The following is a 14,467-nucleotide window of genomic DNA, read 5'->3' as shown; positions in this document are numbered from 1 at the left end:
GTCGACCCCATCACCAATCAACCCCCGCCCCCACAACACCTGCGTCGGCGTATTGACCAACCCCAACACCGCCTGCTCAAACTGCTGCAACGACCCAGAATTGGCCGCCTCAGCCACCGCATAAGCCTGCCCCGCCGCGCTCAACGCCTGCCCGAACCGCTCCTGAAACACCGCCGCCTGCACACTCAACGCCTGATACCGACGCCCATGGGCGCCGAAAAACACCGCAATCGCCGCCGACACCTCATCAGCCCCCGCGGCCACCACCTCGCTGGTCGCCCCCGCCGCCGCCGCATTAGCCGCACTCACCGACACCCCGATCCCGGCCACCTGCCCCGCCGCCGCCGAAACCATCTCCGGTACCGCCACCACAAACGACTTACTCAACCGCCCTCACCAACCGCGACCCGCACACGTTGAGCCGACCCGAAATCCACCGAATAACACGCAGAAAAATACGCGCAATCACCCCCACAAGCGGGGGTTTCGGACAAACACAGATAAAACAAATAAAGTGACCAGCGGTCAGCATGTAAAGCTTCTTTGCACAGCAGGCACAGCCGCTTAAAACGGCCACCTACTTTGTGAGGAAAACTAATTTGACAGGCCCCTCCAAGGCGCCGCAGCGAACCGCGCAGCGTTGCCCACGACGCCGCCGACAGCGCCATTCTCGACGGGACCCACACGCCGATACTTCGATCGAGACTGGCTCCGTTCCCTCGTAAAACAAGTGCTCAACAAGCATTCTGCCGACCCGCCCGCAATAATCCGACGGACCGATCCCCGATCCCGTGCTTCCGTTTTTCCGCAGTGACTCAATCCCCGCACAACTGAGCCGACCTGCCTCCAGAACCGACATACCCAACACCGCAACACCGCAACACCGCAACACCGCAAGTCAACCCTAATTCACAAACCCACTCGAACCACCCACAATCGCCGTGTAAAACCCTTTGACAACGCCAAAATCAGCTATTGACGCAACTCCATTCGATTTCGTCATTCCAACTACTCAATTTTTTATAGGGAGACGGACGGGCATGGCGGAGAAGTTGCCGGCTCCTGCGTCAGGCCTGATGACCGATCAGCATCACCGACGAGTCCGTCGGTTTGACGTCGGGCGCCGCCGCCCGCTGCCCGAAGTACAACAGTTCCCACAGCGCTCGATCGGTCGCAGTCTCGACGACGCCATCGTGACTGTGCTCGACCGTGACGTTGCCCCGGAATCGCAAGTAGGCACCCGCGGAACCGAAATCGAGGGTGGACACCTCCTGCTGCCGGCAGAACGTCACCGTGAAGGCGTCGGCACCGGCTGACACGGAGTACTCGAGACGATGGGCCACCGGGATACCGGTGGCGCCGTGAGTCGTGACCTCGGCGGTGGTGAAGCCGATTGCTTCGGCGCCGACCGCCGAGGCGACGATCTCGTCACCCCGTGCCACCATGACCGCCGGTAGCTGCGCGTAGTTGTAGTCAGCGTGGCTGACGAACATCAGTGACACGACGGTGTATTCGCCGACCCGGGCCCTGCCCCAGTACCAATGGTCGAGCACCTTGCGCGGAGCGACGTTGCCCCAGTTGTGGTCGTGATAGCCGGTGCCGGCGAATTCGCGCGTCTGCCCACCCACGCTGATCACCGCCCGCACCTCGCCCCGCGCTACCACGGGCAGCCACGCGATGTAGTGCTGCTCCTCGGCGCCGAAGAACACGTGACCAGTGGCCGGCCGCCACGGCGGAAACTGCGGCCGAAGCGTGAAATTGGCTACCGTGTCGTCGATTTCGACGTGGATCAGATATCCGTCGTCGGTACGGCGGAAAGTGTTGGCGCCGATCTTGACGTCGCAGTCGTCGACGGAAGCCGCAAACGCCTCGGGCTCGGCAATCAGCGTGTGGTCGGTACGTTCGCCCTCGGCCGTCGTGACCGTCATCAGGACGAAGGGCGTCAGCGGCGCTTCGAGGGACACAAAGGGCGGTTTGGTGTGCATTTCCACCGTCACCGTCCACCCGTCGTCGAGGTGGGCATCGAAGTACCACCATTCAAAGGTGCCCCGGGACCCAGGCGCGGCACTGGTCCGCCAGCCGTCTTCCCATGGTTGAATCTCGTTGGACATCAACCCAAGTCGCTCGTAGTGCCGTGACTCGCAGCCGATCAGTGCGTGATTCTCCGAATACATGCGGACGAGGCTAGGCCGCAACACGACCGCGATTGCGACACGGCGGATAGCATTTGCGACATGTTCATCGGGGTGATGGCCCTACCCGCCTGCTGGGCCTCCGGGCTGGTGACGATCATCGACGTAATCCGCGGCGCGAACACCGCCCGGCAACAGGTGCACACCGATATCCCCGAAATAGAAGTTGCCACAGTCGGAATCGACCGCAAACCGGTGCGGACCGCGGCCGGAGTGCTGGTGCCCGTCGACCACACTCTCGATGACGAAACGATGAACAGGCTGGACCTGCTGGTGGTGCCCGCCCTCACCATGAATACGCCGGCGGGAGTCATCGACGCGCTGATGCGCGATGAAGTCCGCGCGGCGCGTGGGACGGTCCGGGACTGGGTGCGTGCCGGTCGGCCGGTGGCTGCGGCGTGCACCGGGACTTTCGTCCTCGCCGACGCCGGGGTTCTCGACGCGCGTCAGGCGACGACGACTTGGTGGCTCGCCGACGAGTTCACGCGGCGTTTCCCACGGGTCACGCTCGACATGTCGCGCATGGTGGTCGCCGACGGTCCGGTGACCACGGCCGGGGCTGCGTTTGCCCATATCGACCTCGCGATGCACATCGTGGCGGGAATCAGCCCGCAGCTGGCGGACGCGACAGCCGCCATTCTGCTTTTCGACCGGCGCCCGGCGTCCAGCGTCGGAGCCGCCCAGACCTACTTAGCGACCACCGACCGCCTCGTCGTCGACTTCGAAGCCTGGATCCGCAGCCATCTCGACGGCAACGTCAGTGTCGCTTCCGCAGCCCTTGAGCTGGGCACCACCCGACGCACCCTGGAGCGCCGAGTTCGGCAGAGCTTGGGCGTCACGCCCTACGGTCTGCTGCAACGCGTTCGGCTCGAGCAGGCTCGGCACCTGCGCGGAACGACCTCGTTGACCATGGGGCAGATTGCCGGAATGGTCGGCTACAACTCGGCCTCGGCGCTGCGCCAGGCCATGCGCCGGGAATAAATAGCTTGCCTATAGAGCTGTCGGTAGCGAAAGACCGGTCTGGTCGCCGACTTGGTGCGGATTCGGTCGGCGTCGCGGCCGCCTGTCCAAGATTGCCGACGGGTTCGCTGCAGCGGAGCGCGATCCCCGCGACCGGCGGGTGAGCTGCTCGACGAGCTTGACGACGACCAGATCGGGGTATTGGCCAAGGGGCTGGAGGTGCTCGAGGGGATGACCAAGAAGCTGCAGGAGCGATGCATATGACCGAGGCCATTGACTGCCGGCACCTGACCTATCGCTATGGCCAGCACACCGCGGTCGACGATGTGACGTTCACGGTGCACCCCGGCGAGACGATGGGCCTACTGGGGCCCAACGGCGCCGGTAAGACGACGGTGGTGCGGGTGCTGACGACGCTGGCACCGGTCCAGCAGGGCCAATTGCGTATCTTCGGGCTGGACGCACAGAGTCAGACGGTCGACATCCGTAGCAATATCGGCTATGTCCCGCAACAACTGTCGATTGAGACGGCGTTGACCGGACGGCAGAACGTGACCTGGTTCGCCCGGCTGTACGGTGTGCCGCGCGCCGAGCGCACCGAGCGTGTCGAGCAGGCGCTGGCCGCCATGGACTTGCTCGATGTCGCCGACCAGCTGGCATCGAGCTACTCCGGGGGCATGGTGCGCCGACTGGAAGTGGCCCAAGCCCTGGTGAACCGGCCCTCGCTGCTCGTGCTGGACGAACCGACCGTCGGCCTGGACCCGATCGCGCGCGACGGCGTGTGGACTCAGGTCCGTCAGATGCAGCAGCAGTTCGGCATGACCGTGTTGCTGACCACCCACTACATGGAAGAGGCGGACGCCCTGTGCGACCGGGTCGCACTGATGCATCACGGCGCATTGCAGGCGGTGGGAACCCCCGGGGAATTGAAGGGGGCGCTGTCACCGGAGGCCACGCTCGAAGACGTGTTCCGGCACTATTCGGCGTCCGGGCTCAACGAGGACTCGGCCGACATCCATCAAATCCGTTCCACCAGAAGGGTTGCCCGCCGTGTCGGTTGACCACAGCTACTCACCCACCGCCGGCCTGATCCGAGCTCCACACGGATTAGAGAGGGCCAGAGCGACTTTGAGCCGTGTCGGGGCGTTCGCGATCGTCGAGCTGCAGAAGTTGCGGCACGACCGGACCGAACTGGTGATGCGGATGGTGCAGCCCGCGCTGTGGCTGCTGATCTTCGGCACCACCTTCAGCCATCTCCATGTCATCGACACTGGCAACGTCACGTACCAGGCGTTCCTGGCACCGGGGATCATCGCGCAGTCAGCGCTGTTCATCTCGATTTTCTATGGCATCCAGATCATTTGGGACCGTGACGCCGGTGTCCTGGCCAAGCTGATGGTGACGCCGGCGCCCGCGTCGGCCCTCATCACCGGCAAGTCGTTCGCCGCCGGCGTGCGGTCGGTGGCACAGGTCGTCGGGGTGCTGGCGCTGGCCTACGTGATGGGCATCGGGCTGACCGTCAACCCGCTGCGGATCCTGGCGGCGATGGTGGCCGTCATGCTCGGCGCGGCGTTCTTTGCTTGCCTGTCAATGACTTTGGCCGGACTGGTGCGTAACCGCGACCGGCTGATGGGCATCGGCCAGGCCATCACCATGCCGCTGTTCTTCGCGTCCAACGCGCTGTACCCGGTCGACGTCATGCCGGGCTGGTTGCGCGCGCTGAGCAAGGTCAACCCGCTCAGTTACGAGGTCGACGTGCTGCGCGCCCTGTTGATCGGGACTCCGTTCCACATCGCGGACGTCGTCGTGCTCGTCGTGGCTCCGGTCGTCGGAATCATCACGGCGTCAACATTTTTGCGCCGGCTGGTCGCATAACGGATTGAGCGCCGCCAGTAAAGACGGCGATACTCATCCGGTGGCTGTTCGTTACCCGAAAGTGACCGGCCCAGCGGGTATCGGGGCCGACTCCTAATCGTTAGCCAACCGCGACAAAGTTCTACGGCCGCGACGGGCTCGCCGCCTCTGCCGCCTGTGTTTCACTCGCCCAAGAACAGATTCCACCGCACCAGCGGCAGATGAAAGTGGGATGGGTAAAACGATGAAATTCGTTGAAAAGCTGCGTGGCGCAGCGACAACCATGCCTCGCAGGTTGGCGTTCGCGGCTCTGGGTGCTGCGCTGCTGACCGGCCTCGTCAGTGCGGTCGGCGGGTCGGCTACCGCGGGTGCCTTCTCCCGGCCGGGACTGCCGGTCGAGTATCTGCAAATCCCTTCGCAGGCGATGGGCCGCAATATCCGGGTCCAATTCCAGGGTGGCGGAGCGCATTCGGTCTACCTGTTGGACGGCCTGCGCGCCCAGGACGACTTCAGCGGCTGGGACATCAACACGCCTGCCTTCGAGGAGTTCTACAACTCCGGCCTCTCGGTGATCATGCCGGTCGGCGGACAGTCCAGCTTCTACAGCGACTGGTACCAGCCCTCACAGGGCAACGGCCAGAATTACACCTACAAGTGGGAAACGTTCCTGACCCGGGAGATGCCCGCATGGCTGCAGGCCAACAAAGGCACTTCGCCGGTCGGCAATTCGGTTGTGGGCCTTTCCATGTCGGGCGGCTCAGCGCTGGTGATGGCCGCCTATTACCCGCAGATGTTCCCCTACGCGGCCTCGCTGTCGGGCTTCCTGAACCCGTCGGAGGGATGGTGGCCGACCCTGATCGGCCTGGCGATGAACGACTCCGGCGGCTACAACGCCAACAGCATGTGGGGGCCGTCCACCGACCCGGCCTGGAAGCGCAACGACCCGATGATGCAGATCCCGCGATTGGTCGCCAACAACACCCGGATCTGGGTCTACTGCGGCAACGGCACACCCAGCGACCTCGGTGGCGACAATATGCCGGCGAAGTTCCTCGAGGGCCTGACGCTGCGCACCAACCAGCAGTTCCAGCAGACCTACGCGGCCAACGGCGGACGCAACGGGGTATTCCAGTTCCCAGGCAACGGCACCCACTCCTGGAACTACTGGAACCAGCAGTTGATGGCGATGAAGCCCGACATGCTGCAGGTGATCAACGCGGTCAACGCCGCACCGGCGCCCGCGCCGGCCAGCCCTCCGGTCGCCGGGACCTGATCAGCCGCTCACCAGAGACCACATCGGCAGCAGCGCAACGGCCAGCGCTGCTGCCGATGTTCCTTTCCGCCAGGTAGCAGCGCACTCGGCCAGCGCTGCTGCCGATGTTCCTTTCCGCCAGGTAGCAGCGCACTCGGCCAGCGCTGCTGCCGATGTTCCTTTAGTCCAGCAACCCTTGCCGGTCGGCGTGCAGGTACGTGTAGCACGTCGTCACCGCGCACACCATCGCGGCGACACCCAGCATCTGCGTGCCGCTGACCACCAGGCTGATCGCACCGCCGATCGCGGCGCCCAACATGAACGTCGCGAGCATCATGAAATAGCCGAACCAGTCCTCGATCTTGCCGCCGGCCACGTGACGTTCGATGCCCTGGCCCATCTTGACCAGCGTTCCCGTGACGTAACTCAACGGCACCGACACTTCGCCGTCTTTGACGAAGGAGGTGTTCAGCGCACCGATCCCGAACACCACGAACATGATCGGTACGAAATCGAGCAGCGTCTCCTCCCATCCGCCCAGCACGATGTCCAGCGCCGTGGCGAACACCAGACAGCCTGTGGTCAACACAGTGGGGCCGTGCGGGTGCGCCGCCCAGAACCGGCGCCGGCACACCGAGGAGACGATCACGCCGGCCACGAAACACAGCAGCAGCGTGCCCGCGCTCAGAGACAGGGTCACGTCGTCACGAAAGAAGCCCAGCACCGCACGCTGGGCGTTCCCTGTCATGAACGTAACGAAATACCCCTCGGAGTGGGTGAACGCGGTGGCCCCGAGAACCCCGGCCAGCGCGGCCAGCACCCAGGCCAGTCGGGCTTCGCTGTCGTACATCTCTCTTTGCACACGAGCATGCTTCCAGAGACGCGCGGCCTAGGCACGCCCGCGAGAGTCAGGCCGTCGTCAGACGGGCAATCGACCGCAGCGGGATGGGCAGCCAGGTGGGCCGGTGACGTGCCTCGTAGCCGGTCTCATAGACCGCCTTGTCGAGTTCGTAGGCGGCCAGCAGCAGCGCCGAGTCACGGGGGTCGATGCCGGACGCCGCGGCATACCCGTCGCAGAACGCGGTGCGATTGCGCTCCACCCATTCCCGAGCCCGCGCCGCCTTCTGCTTGTCCGCCGTGTTCTCCACCAACGGCCCATAGGCCGCGTACTCGAACGACCGCAACACCCCGGCCACGTCACGCAGCGGTGAATCCGGCGCGCGGCGTTCCTCCAGGGGCTGACCCGGCTCGCCTTCGAAGTCGATCAGCACCCAACTCTCCGGGGTCCGGAGCACCTGCCCGAGGTGCAGGTCGCCGTGCACCCGCTGCACCGTGATCGACTCTTCGGCCAGCTTGGCGAACCGCTCCTCGATCGAGGCCGCGTACTGCTCGAGTTCGGGCACCGTCGCCACGGCCGCGCTGAGCCTGGACAGCACGTGGTCCAGCGGGAAGACACTCTGCGACGTTCCGAGGGTCTCGGCCAGCGTGGCGTGCACCGACGCCACCGCCTCGCCGAGTCGATAGGACTCACCGGCGAAGTCGCCGCCGACCTCATGGGCATACAGGTCGCCCTCGGCGAACAGGTCGCGCACGCTGGCGGTGGCCATCGCCCAGCCCTCGGCCGCGTTGGCGGCGAACGCGGTCACCATGCCCAGCGGCGATGACGCATCCGGCTCGTCGGGCGAACCCACCTCGTATGCGCCGAGCAGTTTGGCCACGTGGGTATTGCCGGCCCGTCCCAGCACCCGATTCAGCTCGATATCCGGATTGATACCGGGGCTGACCCGACGGAACACCTTGAAGATGGCGCTGGGAGCCCGGTCGAAGATCACGCTGGTGTTGCTCTGTTCGGCATCGGAGACCCGGGGATAGGCGTCCAGCGGCAATTCGACGTCGGGCTCCTTGGAGAACCTGACCTGGGACTCGGATTCGCCGCGCACCGCCGCCGAGTCGATCAGCGACAGCAGGAACTGGGCGGCCGACGGGTCGTACAACGCGTCGAAGGCCGTGTGGTCCTCCGCCGAACCGATGGTGGCCAGGGTGCTGTATTCGGTGATGGGCTCGGTGTCCCAGCCGACGATCACCTGGTAGTGCTCCGTGAAGCCGTCGGCGTAATTGACGTCGACCAGCACCAGGTCCAGATTCTCCCGTAGCGGCACCACGGTCGACACGTCGGCGGTGGACAGTTGCCGGTTACGGCCGGCATACCAGCGTTGCTGGGGCAGCCAGTCCGCCCAGGGCAAATTCGCAGGCGTCGTCGGGCGGGTCATCGGTCCTCCTCGGAAAGGGACAGCTGGAACCAGTAGAAACCGTGTCCCGGAAGCGTCAGTAGATAAGGCAGGTGCCCGATCCGCGGGAATTCCACCTGTCCGGTGAGTTCGATAGGGGTGTAGTTGTTCCACTGCTGCAGGTTCAATTCGATCGGCTGAGGGAACCGAGACAGATTGTTAACGCACAACACAACGTCGTTCTCGGCGTCCTCGCGAGGCACTTCCCGGACATAAGCCAGGACCGAGGGATTGGACCCGCCGAGTTCGTGAAACGACCCGACGGCGAACGCGTCGTGCCGGCGGCGCACGGCCAGCATGGTGCGGGTCCAGTTCAGTAGCGACGTGGAGGTGTCCCGTTGCGCCTCGACGTTGACGGCCTGGTAGCCGTACACCGAATCCTGGTTGGTCGGCAGGTAGAGCCGGCCCGGATTGGCGGTGGAGAATCCGGCGTTGCGGTCCGGCGTCCACTGCATCGGGGTCCGCACGCCGTCGCGGTCACCCAGCCAGATCACGTCGCCCATGCCGATCTCGTCGCCGTAATAGAGCACCGGTGACCCGGGCAGGGACAACAGCAGGGCGGTGAACAGTTGCATCTGGTTGCGGTCGTTGTCCAGCAACGGCGCCAGCCGGCGCCGGATGCCGACGTTGGCCTTCATCCGCGGATCCTTGGCGTACTCCGCGTACATGTAGTCGCGTTCCTCGTCGCTGACCATCTCCAGCGTCAGCTCGTCATGGTTGCGCAGGAAGATGCCCCACTGAGCCAGGTCCGGGATGTCCGGTGTCTGGGCGAGGATTTCCGAGATCGGGAATCGGGACTCCCGGCGCACCGCCATGAAGATGCGTGGCATCAGCGGGAAGTGGAACGCCATGTGGCATTCGTCGCCGCCGGTGGTGGGATCGCCGAAATACTCCACTACGTCGGCCGGCCACTGGTTGGCCTCGGCCAGCAGTACCCGACCGGGATACTCGTCGTCCACCACCTTGCGCACCCGCTTGAGGAAGGCGTGCGTCTCGGGCAGGTTCTCGCAGTTGGTGCCCTCCCGCTCGAACAGGTAGGGCACCGCGTCCAGACGGAAGCCGTCGATACCCAGGCCGAGCCAGAACCGCAGCACGTCGATCATCGCTTCCTGCACGGCCGGGTTGTCGTAGTTCAGGTCCGGCTGGTGCGAGAAGAACCGGTGCCAATAGAACTGCTTGCGCACCGGATCGAAGGTCCAGTTCGACTCCTCGGTGTCGATGAAGATGATCCGGGCGTCGGTGTACTTCTCGCTGGTGTCACTCCATACGTAGTAGTCACCGTACGGGCCGTCGGGGTCGTGCCGGGACTCCTGGAACCACGGATGTGAGTCCGACGTGTGATTCATCACAAGGTCGGTGATCACCCGGATGCCCCGGGCGTGCGCTTCGTCGATCAGCGCGACGAAGTCCTCGACGGTGCCGAAGTCGGGCAGCACCTTGTAGAAGTCGCGAATGTCGTAACCGCCGTCGCGCAACGGTGAATCGTAGAACGGCGGCAGCCAGAGGCAGTCCACCCCCAGCCACTGCAGATAATCCAGCCGGTCGATGAGTCCGCGCAGGTCACCGGAGCCGTCGGCGTTCGAGTCGAAGAACGCCCGCACCAGCACCTCGTAGAACACGGCGTGCTTGAACCAGGTCGGATCCGCGGGCAGGGCAGCCGCGTTGTCGAAGTCCTCGGCGGTCGGGTGCTCGACCACACCACCTTCGACGTGGCTGCCCTCCACTGGATGGTGTGCGGGATCGTGCCTTGAGGCGCTTATCGCGTCATTCATCAAATCCACGATGCCACGGGTACCCGACGCACCTGGTTAAGAATCACCCGAGGCGACCCGTCTCCGAAGCTCACCGTGAATCACGGCCAGCACCAAACGAATTGACTCGATCAGGCCGGAGGGCCCTCGGCCAGGGTGACGTTCTCGGTACGCGCAACGCCGGTTTTCGTGGTGAAGCTGATCGACACCATGTCGCCGGGGTGGTGTCCGTTGAGGGCATCTGACATCGCGGTGGCCGAGTTGATCGGGGTCCCGTCGAGTGCGGTGATGATGTCGCCGTTGGAGATCCCGGCGGCCGCAGCGGGAGCGCTGGCGACGACACGCTGGACGCGCGCGCCGCTGCCGTTGTTGTCGACGACGCCGAGCCCGAGGAAGGCCGTGGGCCCGACATGCACCGTGGGCGACCCGCCGCCGGACCGGATGTTGTTGGCGATGCTCATCGCCGTGCCGATCGGAATGGCGAAGCCCTGACCGCCCTGCGACATCTGGAAGTTCTCGGTAGCCGCGGTGTTCATGCCGACCACCTGACCCGCGCCGTTGACCACCGGACCACCGGAATCACCGGGCTGGATGGCGCCGTCGAACTGAATCAGTCCGTTGAGCGTCTCGGCCGCGCCGGTCAGGGAATCGGACGCCTGCACGGTCTGGTTGACCGCGAGCACCCGCCCTGCCACCGCGCGCGGCGTACCGCCCTGGCCGCCGGTGTTGCCCATGGCCACGACCGGCTCACCGACGCTGACGCCGCCGCCGATGGAGGCGGTGGGCAGGCCGCCGGCACCGCGAAGCTGCAACACCGCAACGTCCTGGGTGCGGTCATAACCGACCACGTCGACGCCGTAGGTGCGTCCGTCGCCGACGCTGAAGGCGCTGATGTAGGTGGCTCCCGAGATGACATGGTTGTTGGTCAGCACGACGCCGTTGGGGTCGATGACGATGCCGGTTCCGGCTCCCACCGCGTTGTTGTAGCCCAGCTTGGTGTTGATGTTGACCACCTGCGGACCGACCTGGCCGACAAGCGCCGACGGGTCGAGCGGGACCGACGGGAATTGCTTGTACGGCGCCGCCTGCGCCGGCGCCGGTGGCGTTGCCAGACCCAGGCCGGAGACCACTCCCGCGACGGCCATGACGGCGACCAACCATGACCACCTGAATGAACGGTGGCGCGATTTGTTCATCCGGGAAACCTCCTGCGTCGGGTGAATAGTCGTGGGTTAAAAATCAAGTCCCAGCCGTAAGGTCCGGGTGGCGGCCCTTACTACCGTAATGCAGATACCCACTTAAACGGTGGTCAGGCACCAATTCGGCGAAATGCCGGACCACGCCTGACTCAAATGAGCACCCAGTTAAATGCAGCCTAAGCCGACGGACCCGGTAACGACCTAATCGAAAAGCCCCGCTGGTGACTTACATCACCGGCCATTGCGCCGGTTCTAGGCTGGTCGGGTGGACACCCGCGCCTGGTTCGCTGGATCGCCAGTAGCGCGACTGGCCACCGTCGCACCCGACGGCACGCCGCACCTGGTGCCGGTGGTCTTCGCGGTCGACGGAGACGTCATCTACACCGGGGTCGATGCCAAGCCGAAGAAGACGCGGCGGCTGCGCCGGCTCGCCAACATCGAACACAATCCGGCGGTCAGCCTGCTGGTCGATCACTATGCGCCGGACTGGTCGCAATTGTGGTGGGTGCGGGTGGACGGCACCGCCACCGTCGCCACCGAAGGTGACGCGGTGCGCACCGGTTACCGGTTACTGCGCGCGAAATACCCGCAGTACCAATCGGTCCCGCTGGACGGCCCCGTGATCGTGGTGAGTGCGACGCGCTGGTCGGGCTGGCACGCCTGACATAGCGGTGACTTAAGGCCGGGCCGACCCTTGTGCTGGGCCGCCGTTGGGAGAAAAGTTGCTCTTGCGTCCTGTGGGCTGGATCACGCCGCGTACGGGAGTCGGCGGCACCCCGGGAGAACTGGAGGAATGTCATGGCCGACAGAGTGAGTGCTTCCCAGGGCGCGGCTACGGCCCCCACCGCCGCCGGTCCGGACGGTATCCGCAACGTCGTCCTGGTCGGTCCGTCCGGTGGGGGTAAGACCACCCTGGTCGAGGCGCTACTGGTCGCCGGCGGGGTATTGTCCCGGCCCGGGTCGGTCACCGACGGCAGCACGGTCTGTGACTTCGACGACGCCGAGATCCGCCAGCAACGCTCGGTCGGCGTCGCGGTGGCGTCCCTGGCTCATGCCGGCATCAAGATCAATCTGGTGGACACACCGGGATATGCGGACTTCGTCGGTGAGCTGCGCGCGGGGCTGCGCGCCGCCGACTGCGCCCTGTTCGTCATCGCGGCCAACGAGGGCGTCGACGAACCCACCAAGTCCCTCTGGCAGGAGTGCAGCCAGGTCGGCATGCCGCGCGCGGTGGTCATCACCAAGCTCGACCATGCCCGCGCCAACTACGCCGAGGCATTGGACGCTGCGCAGAACGCGTTCGGCGACAAGGTGTTACCGCTGTACCTCCCGACCGGTGACGGGTTGATCGGGTTGCTGTCACAGACCCAGTACAACTACTCCGACGGCAAGCGCACCGAATCGGCGCCCGACGCGTCCGAAGCCGACCGGATCGAGGAGGCCCGGGGCACCTTGATCGAGGGCATCATCGAGGAGTCCGAGGACGAGTCGCTGATGGAGCGCTATCTCGGCGGTGAGGTGATCGACGAGTCGGTCCTGATCCAGGACTTGGAGAAAGCGGTGGCCCGCGGGTCGTTCTTCCCGGTGATCCCGGTGTGCAGCGGCACCGGTGTGGGCACCTACGAACTGCTCGAAGTCGCGACCCGGGGCTTCCCGTCCCCCACCGAACACCCCCTTCCGGAGGTTTTCACGCCGCAGGGCGCGACGCACGAGGAGCTGGCGTGTGACGTCGACGCGCCGCTGCTCGCCGAGGTGGTCAAGACGACGTCGGACCCGTACGTCGGACGGGTGAGCCTGGTCCGGGTGTTCTCCGGAACCATCAAGCCGGACGCGACCGTCCATGTGTCGGGCCATTTTTCGTCGTTCTTCGGCAACGGGAGCTCAGGTCCTCAAGGGCACGGCAGCACGCACCCGGATCACGACGAAGACGAGCGGATCGGGGTGCTGTCGTTCCCGCTCGGCAAGCAACAGCGGCCCGCCCCCGCGGTGGTGGCCGGGGACATCTGCGCGATCGGCAAGCTGAGCCGCGCGGAAACGGGCGACACGCTGTCGGACAAGTCCGAGCCGCTGGTGCTCAAGCCGTGGACGATGCCCGAACCGCTGCTGCCGGTCGCCATCCAGGCGCACGCCAAGACCGACGAGGACAAACTGTCGGTCGGGCTGGGCCGGTTGGCCGCCGAAGACCCCACGCTGCGGATAGAACAGAACTCCGAAACACACCAGATGGTGCTGTGGTGCATGGGTGAGGCCCACGCCGGCGTTGTCCTCGAGGCGTTGTCGAACCGGTACGGGGTCACCGTGGACACCGTCGAACTTCGAGTCCCACTGCGAGAGACGCTGGGCGGCAAGGCCAAAGGCCACGGCCGCCACGTCAAGCAGTCCGGCGGCCACGGCCAGTACGCGGTGTGCGACATCGAGGTGGAGCCGCTGCCGGAGGGCGCGGGCTTCGAGTTCGTGGACAAAGTGGTCGGCGGGGCGGTGCCGCGCCAGTTCATCCCGAGCGTGGAGAAGGGCGTGCGGGCGCAGATGGAAAAGGGGGTTCATGCCGGTTATCCCATGGTCGACATCCGCGTCACCCTGCTCGACGGCAAGGCACACAGCGTCGACTCCTCGGACTTCGCGTTTCAGATGGCGGGCTCGCTGGCTCTGCGCGAGGCAGCGGCGGCGACGAAAGTGATCCTGCTCGAGCCTATCGACGAGATCTCGGTGCTGGTGCCCGACGATTACGTCGGCGCCGTGATGGGCGACCTGTCCGGCCGCCGGGGCCGGGTACTGGGGACCGACACCGCCGGCCACGAGCGCACCGTAGTCAAAGCCGAAGTGCCGCAGGTTGAATTGACCCGCTACGCCATCGACCTGCGCTCGCTGGCACACGGCGCCGCGTCGTTCACCCGCACGTTCGCCCGCTACGAACCGATGCCCGAATCCGCAGCCGCCCGGGTGAAGACGACGGCGTAGTTCGCCGATCCCG

At 65.4% G+C, this 14,467-nt stretch carries 12 protein-coding genes; 6 read left to right on the top strand and 6 right to left on the bottom strand.

Annotated elements, in window-relative coordinates; translation table 11 throughout:
* Together AWC08_RS32190 and AWC08_RS32185 are read right to left on the bottom strand one after the other, a co-directional pair.
* On the bottom strand, positions 1 to 387 hold a 387-nt coding region (locus AWC08_RS32190), incomplete at its 3' end, for a PE family protein (RefSeq protein WP_142283938.1).
* A 680-nt stretch (positions 388 to 1,067) separates the two neighbouring features.
* Entirely contained in the window at positions 1,068 to 2,174 is a 1,107-nt protein-coding gene (locus tag AWC08_RS32185) for a hypothetical protein (protein WP_085088724.1), read from the bottom strand.
* Positions 2,175 to 2,234: 60 nt separating this feature from the next.
* Here AWC08_RS32185 and AWC08_RS32180 point away from each other — a divergent pair, with 60 nt between their 5' ends.
* From AWC08_RS32180 to ag85C, 4 genes are all read left to right on the top strand, one after another.
* Positions 2,235 to 3,173: a GlxA family transcriptional regulator gene (locus AWC08_RS32180; RefSeq protein ID WP_069433781.1), complete on the top strand. Its 939-nt coding sequence runs from the start codon at positions 2,235 to 2,237 to the stop codon at positions 3,171 to 3,173.
* 239 nt (positions 3,174 to 3,412) lie between these two features.
* On the top strand, positions 3,413 to 4,213 hold the full coding sequence (locus AWC08_RS32175) for an ATP-binding cassette domain-containing protein (protein ID WP_065135190.1): 801 nt from the start codon (positions 3,413 to 3,415) through the stop codon (positions 4,211 to 4,213).
* On the top strand, positions 4,194 to 5,027 hold the full coding sequence (locus AWC08_RS32170; RefSeq protein WP_276077633.1) for an ABC transporter permease: 834 nt from the start codon (positions 4,194 to 4,196) through the stop codon (positions 5,025 to 5,027). Before AWC08_RS32175 ends, AWC08_RS32170 begins: the two co-directional genes overlap by 20 nt.
* A gap of 223 nt (positions 5,028 to 5,250) precedes the next feature.
* Positions 5,251 to 6,279: a diacylglycerol acyltransferase/mycolyltransferase Ag85C gene (ag85C, locus tag AWC08_RS32165; RefSeq protein ID WP_069433795.1), complete on the top strand. Its 1,029-nt coding sequence runs from the start codon at positions 5,251 to 5,253 to the stop codon at positions 6,277 to 6,279.
* A 160-nt stretch (positions 6,280 to 6,439) separates the two neighbouring features.
* On the opposite strand, the gene AWC08_RS32160 is transcribed toward ag85C, so the two are convergent.
* The 4 genes from AWC08_RS32160 to AWC08_RS32145 all read right to left on the bottom strand — a co-directional run bounded on the left by AWC08_RS32160 (position 6,440) and on the right by AWC08_RS32145 (position 11,493).
* On the bottom strand, positions 6,440 to 7,120 hold the full coding sequence (locus AWC08_RS32160) for a YoaK family protein (protein WP_082986488.1): 681 nt from the start codon (positions 7,118 to 7,120) through the stop codon (positions 6,440 to 6,442).
* A gap of 46 nt (positions 7,121 to 7,166) precedes the next feature.
* The gene (locus AWC08_RS32155) at positions 7,167 to 8,528 is read right to left on the bottom strand and encodes a maltokinase N-terminal cap-like domain-containing protein (protein ID WP_069433783.1); all 1,362 of its coding nucleotides are present in this window, start codon (positions 8,526 to 8,528) and stop codon (positions 7,167 to 7,169) included.
* Positions 8,525 to 10,318 carry a maltose alpha-D-glucosyltransferase gene (gene treS, locus AWC08_RS32150; RefSeq protein ID WP_065135230.1) on the bottom strand — a complete coding sequence of 598 codons (1,794 nt, stop codon included), beginning with the start codon at positions 10,316 to 10,318 and terminating at the stop codon, positions 8,525 to 8,527. The genes AWC08_RS32155 and treS overlap by 4 nt, the downstream gene beginning before the upstream one ends.
* Positions 10,319 to 10,428: 110 nt before the next feature.
* Positions 10,429 to 11,493 carry a S1C family serine protease gene (locus AWC08_RS32145; RefSeq protein ID WP_069433784.1) on the bottom strand — a complete coding sequence of 355 codons (1,065 nt, stop codon included), beginning with the start codon at positions 11,491 to 11,493 and terminating at the stop codon, positions 10,429 to 10,431.
* 268 nt (positions 11,494 to 11,761) lie between these two features.
* On the opposite strand from AWC08_RS32145, the gene AWC08_RS32140 reads away from it, so the two are divergent.
* Positions 11,762 to 12,160, top strand: coding sequence for a TIGR03668 family PPOX class F420-dependent oxidoreductase (locus AWC08_RS32140; protein WP_069433785.1), 399 nt, complete (start codon positions 11,762 to 11,764; stop codon positions 12,158 to 12,160).
* Positions 12,161 to 12,294: 134 nt separating this feature from the next.
* Entirely contained in the window at positions 12,295 to 14,454 is a 2,160-nt protein-coding gene (locus AWC08_RS32135) for an elongation factor G-like protein EF-G2 (RefSeq protein WP_065135196.1), read from the top strand.
* Positions 14,455 to 14,467: the final 13 nt, after the last annotated feature.

Source organism: Mycobacterium gordonae (assembly GCF_002101675.1).
GTDB lineage: Bacteria > Actinomycetota > Actinomycetes > Mycobacteriales > Mycobacteriaceae > Mycobacterium > Mycobacterium gordonae.
Note: the sequence above shows the minus strand (reverse complement) of the source record. Positions and strands in the feature narration are given on the sequence as shown.